Source organism: Prevotella pallens ATCC 700821, assembly GCF_000220255.1.
GTDB lineage: Bacteria > Bacteroidota > Bacteroidia > Bacteroidales > Bacteroidaceae > Prevotella > Prevotella pallens.
Genome location: NZ_GL982513.1, coordinates 1,267,147 through 1,272,326, shown reverse-complemented (window position 1 = coordinate 1,272,326; position 5,180 = coordinate 1,267,147). Strand labels below are relative to the sequence as shown.

The window sequence follows — 5,180 nt, the reverse complement described above, 5'->3', positions numbered from 1 at the left end:
AGAAAAACATATTTTATATAAGGCTCATCAAACATCAATGACGAAAAATATTCAAAATTTCCTTTTTTTTCAAAGAATATTTTGTTACTTTGCAACGTTAAATAATTCAATTTATATTAAAAAGATATGCAGAAGAAGTTGATACTCGCTGTGGTTGCACTCTGCTGTTCTTCTGTAGTTGTCGGTCAAAATACAAAAACCGACACTATACAGCAAGAACAATTGCAAAATGCAATGGACGAATCAGCATTTACATTCACAGAAGCACAGTTAGGAGAGGATAACGACAGAAGTTCAGATGTTACTATATTAAATTCAAATAGTAATGTGTATGCTTCAGAAGTAGGTTTTTTATATTCACCATTGCGTTTTAGATATCGTGCACTAAATACAAAATACAACGATGTATATATTAACGGTGCAGCTATGAACGATATGGAAAGTGGACAATTTCGCTACTCATTAATTGGTGGACTAAACCAGCAAACACGAAATGTTGATTTTGCACTTCCATTCGAAAATAATAATTTTTCTCTAACAGCAATGGCAGGAAGTAATAACTACGACTTTAGAGCAGGCTCTATGGCAGGCGGTCATCGCATTACATTGTCAGGAGCCAATCGTAATTATACTTTAAGAGGAATGTATACTTATGGGAGTGGATTCAATAATAAAGGCTGGGCATTTGCAACCAATATTACCTATCGATGGGCAAATCGTGGATATGTAGAAGGAACATTTTATAATGCTCTCTCTTATTTCTTCGGTGTTCAAAAGAAATGGAATAATGGTCATTCTTTGAGTTTTTCTACATGGGGTAATCCAACTGAACGTTCATCACAAGGAGCAAGTACAGACGAAGTTTATTGGTTGGCAAATAATTATCAATATAATCCATATTGGGGGTACCAAAATGGTCATCGACGTAACAGTCGTGTTGTTAATGATTTTGCACCTGCTGCAATTTTTACTTGGGATTGGAACATTAACGATAAAACAACACTTACTACAAGTTTGTTTGGAATGTATTCTATGTATAAAAGTACCAAGCTAAATTATAATAATGCAGATAACCCCCAACCAGATTATTGGAAAAATTTACCTAGTAGTTATTATGATGTGTGGAATGAACAAGACACTCGTTATCGTACTGCACAAGCTTTTGCAGATTGGAATACTGCAGTTAATTGGTGGAGAAATAAAGAAAACAGACAAATACAATGGGACAGACTGTATTATGCTAACCGACAAGCTGCAGCAAATGGACAAGATGCCCTTTATTATGTTCAGGCTAAACACAATAATAATACAACTATAACCTTATCTTCATCGCTCAACACGCATATAGGCAAAGATAAAGTCTTTAATGTTGGCTTAATGATAGGGCAAAATCTTGGTAGACATTACCAGACTATGGAAGATTTGTTAGGTGCAAAAAGCTTTCATAATGTGAATACATACGCCATTGGGACTTATTCTGCTAACGATCCACGCATTCAATATGATTTAAATACAATGGGTACACGAGGATTAGGGGCTTTAGTTTACGAAGGCGATAAGTTTGGTTATGACTACAATATAAATGTACGTCGTGGTACTCTTTGGACTAATTTTGCACAAACTTTTGGTAATCTTCACTATATGTTAGGTGCTAAAATAGGATACGATAATATGTACAGAAAGGGATATATGCGTAATGGAATGTTCGCAGATAATTCTTTTGGAAAGAGTAAACATGCAGATTTTGTTACAGGTGGTGGTAAATTCAGTGGAACTTGGACGTTAGGCAGTGGTAATGCTATTTCGTTTGGTTTAGGCTATGAGCAACGAGCACCACAAGCAAGCAATGCTTTCATATCGCCAGAAATGAATAATGACTTTGTTGGAAATTTACGTAATGAACGTATATTCTCAAGTGAAGTAAGCTATCAATATATTGGAAGTTGGTTACTCGCTAATTTTAGTGCTTATTATAATCATCTAACCCACGTAACAGAATGGCAAAACTTCTACTTTGACGATGGCAATTCATTTACTTACGTCAGTATGACTGGAATTAAGAAGAATTACTATGGTTTAGAATTGGGACTTGACTTTAAACTCACAAGTTTCTTAAATTTTAAAGCATTGGGCACGTGGAGCGAAGCTAAAAATATAAATAATGCAGATGTAGTTTATATGAATTCTACAAAAAGTACTTTGTATAAAGATGTAGTTTACAACAAGGGAATGAGAGAAAGTGGCACACCTTTATCTGCATATAGTGGTATTCTTAGCTTCCACCAGAAAGGTTGGTTTATCGATTTAAGTGGAAACTACTATGATAGAATATATCTTTCATACGCACCAAGTCTTCGTTATAGAAATACTTTACGAACAATGGGAACACAATTTGGAGGAATGGATGCGGAAGGAAATTATACACCATATAACCAAAGCAAAGGAAAAGGTGGTTTTATGCTTGATGCATCTATTGGCAAAAGCATATATTTAAAACGAGGAAGTCTTTCCATTAACTTAATTATAACCAACCTATTAAACAATCAGAAAATAGTTTCTGGAGGTTACGAACAAAGTAGAAGTAGTTATACTGTTAATCAAACAACGGGTGAGACAACTGCTCGTGCATACGATTTTAATAAAAACCCGAAAAAGTATTATGTTAATGGCATTAACGGAATGTTGAATGTTGCCTACAAATTCTAAAATAGACAAAAGAATATGAGATACATAAAATTTATAATGATAGTGGCAATCTGCTCTCTTTTTGCTTCATGTATGGGCGATAGTTATGCAGAAACTGATGAAAATATGCCATCTCCTTACGGCAATAACGAATTAAAAGAAACGAATTTAATTTCTATTGCCAATCTCAAAGCAAAATTTGCAACACCAATAAACACCGATTACCGTGATGGCAAGAGTTACGAGCAAATAACAGAAGATTTGCAAATAAAAGGAATTGTAACAAGTTCGGATGTTGCTGGTAACATTTATAACGAACTTGCAATACAAGATAAGACTGGAGCTATTATTATATCAATTGGTCAAAGTGGTCTTTATGGGTTTCTTCCTATTGGAACAGAGATACTCATAGATTTGAAAGATCTATATATAGGTAATTACGGAAAACAAGCACAAATAGGAGTCCCAACAAAAAATGCTAAAGGTGTAATGTCTATTGGACGTATTAGCCGTATTGTGTGGGATACCCATTATAAAATTCTTTCATTAAATAATTCTGTAGAAGTAAAAGAATTTACAAATGGTTCTGCACCTACTAATTGGACATTTGATAACGATGCAGGTAGACTTGGAATTATTCGTAATGTTAGTTTCAAATCGAGTACTCCTTCTGTAAATGGAACATTTGCTAATTCTTCTGGAGGTGCTGGTAGTGTTTCGTGGACTTTAAATGAACAAGATGGTAATAAAGTAATTGTATATAACAGTAACTTCGCAAAGTTTGCAAATGCCAAAGTTCCAACTGGAAAAGTTAATATAACAGGTATTTTTAAGCGTTTCAATAATCAATGGGAGATTATTATACGTTCGCTTGATGATATTCAACCAGTTGCTCCAGCCGAAAAGACTATTTATAGTAACTCTTTTGCAGAAGCACCAACTGATTGGAAACTAGAACAAGGGACACTCCCTACTGGTATAACATTTGTTTGGAAATGGATTTCGCCTACCTATGGAATGAAAGCTTCTGCATTCGTAAATGGACAACGTTACGAAACACATGCACGTGCAATTTCTCCTCTTATAGATCTTACAAAAGTTACACATGCTACGCTTTCTTTTGACCATGCAGCGCGTTACTTTGACAACTTTGATAATGAACTTAAAGTACAAATATCCACAGATGGAAATATATGGAAAGATTTAACCATAGACAAGAAACCAACTGGAGAAAATTGGAACTTTGTAACAGCAAAAGCAGATTTAACGCCATATTGTGGTAAGAAGGTTTTCATAAGTTTCTTCTATAATAGTACAACTACAACTGCTGCAACATGGGAATTTAAGAACCTCGTAATAAAATAAAATATTGAAAATTAATAAATAAAGAGAAAACAAGTATGAAAAAGTTTATCTATTCTGTTTTAGCATTAGCTTTTGCGGCTTATACGCTCACAAGCTGTGAAGATGTGCCTGCACCATATAATACAACATTTGATGATAATAATAATAAACCAGAACCTTCTAATATGGTTGCAAAAGGTATTGGTTCAAAAGATGATCCTTTTAATATTGTAGCAGCACAAAATTATATAACTAAAGGAGAAAATCTTGATAAAGAAGTATATGTAAAAGGAATTATTGTAAGTATTAAGGAAGTCAATACACAGTATGGAAATGCTACTTACTATATTTCTGATGACGGTACAACTTCCAATCAATTTTATGTTTTTCGTGGAAAGAACTTAGGTAACGAAAATTTTACAAATGCCAACGAAATAAAAACAGGTGATGAGGTGATTATTTGTGGTAAATTAATGACTCATACAAATGGAGTTAAGCAACTTGGACAAGGTAACTATATATATTCACTCAATGGTAAGACCCAAAACACAACACCAAGTGTAAACATTGGGTTAGATGTAGCATTCGATAAAGATATAGCAGCCTTTAGTATATCTAATTTAAAGACACTTCCTGCAGATTTAACACAGGTTTGGACACATGATGCGAAATATAAACAAATGAAAGCAAGTGCTCGTGCAAATAATGTAAACTACGAGACACAAAGTCGTCTTGTTTCACCAGCATTCAGTTTGAAAGGTGTAAATACAGCAACACTTACTTTTAATAATGCATTGAACTTTTTGAAAACTATGCCACTTAACAATGCTATAAAGGTTTTTGTTTCGACTGATGGTAATAACTGGGAATCGGTAGCTATAAATAATCCCCCTTCAGGTAATAGTTGGACTTTCGTTGATTCTACCTGCGATTTGAACAAATATGCAGGAAAAGAGAATGTATTCGTTGCATTTGAATATAACAGCACCACAAATATTGCTCCTACATGGGAAATTAAGACTGTAACTGTTAAGTAAAAAATATATTAATAATTTGGCAGGCTGCAGAATTATTTGTAATTTTGTGCCCTATAAATATGTACGATGAATAATTATTTTATTCTCAACATAAACATAACGATTTTTATTAAT

3 protein-coding genes are annotated in these 5,180 nt (G+C 33.7%); all 3 read left to right on the top strand.

From position 1 onward, the window contains the following. Window positions 1-126: 126 nt before the first annotated feature. From HMPREF9144_RS04860 to HMPREF9144_RS04850, 3 genes are read left to right on the top strand one after another with little or no spacing between them, the layout of a single operon-like run. Window positions 127-2,706, top strand: a complete 2,580-nt coding sequence (locus HMPREF9144_RS04860) for a TonB-dependent receptor (RefSeq protein ID WP_006044776.1) — start codon at window positions 127-129, stop codon at window positions 2,704-2,706. A 15-nt stretch (window positions 2,707-2,721) separates the two neighbouring features. Further along, window positions 2,722-4,050 carry a DUF5689 domain-containing protein gene (locus tag HMPREF9144_RS04855; protein ID WP_040595389.1) on the top strand — a complete coding sequence of 443 codons (1,329 nt, stop codon included), beginning with the start codon at window positions 2,722-2,724 and terminating at the stop codon, window positions 4,048-4,050. A 35-nt stretch (window positions 4,051-4,085) separates the two neighbouring features. After that, window positions 4,086-5,066 (top strand): choice-of-anchor J domain-containing protein, encoded by a 981-nt coding sequence (locus HMPREF9144_RS04850; protein ID WP_006044774.1) that lies wholly within the window; start codon window positions 4,086-4,088, stop codon window positions 5,064-5,066. Window positions 5,067-5,180: the final 114 nt, after the last annotated feature.

What these genes read in the sequence shown, in the direction of transcription:
- HMPREF9144_RS04860 (WP_006044776.1), top strand. Translation starts at nt 127, where the DNA reads ATGCAGAAGAAGTTGATACTCGCTGTGGTTGCACTCTGCTGTTCTTCT.
- HMPREF9144_RS04855 (WP_040595389.1), top strand. Translation starts at nt 2,722, where the DNA reads ATGAGATACATAAAATTTATAATGATAGTGGCAATCTGCTCTCTTTTT.
- HMPREF9144_RS04850 (WP_006044774.1), top strand. Translation starts at nt 4,086, where the DNA reads ATGAAAAAGTTTATCTATTCTGTTTTAGCATTAGCTTTTGCGGCTTAT.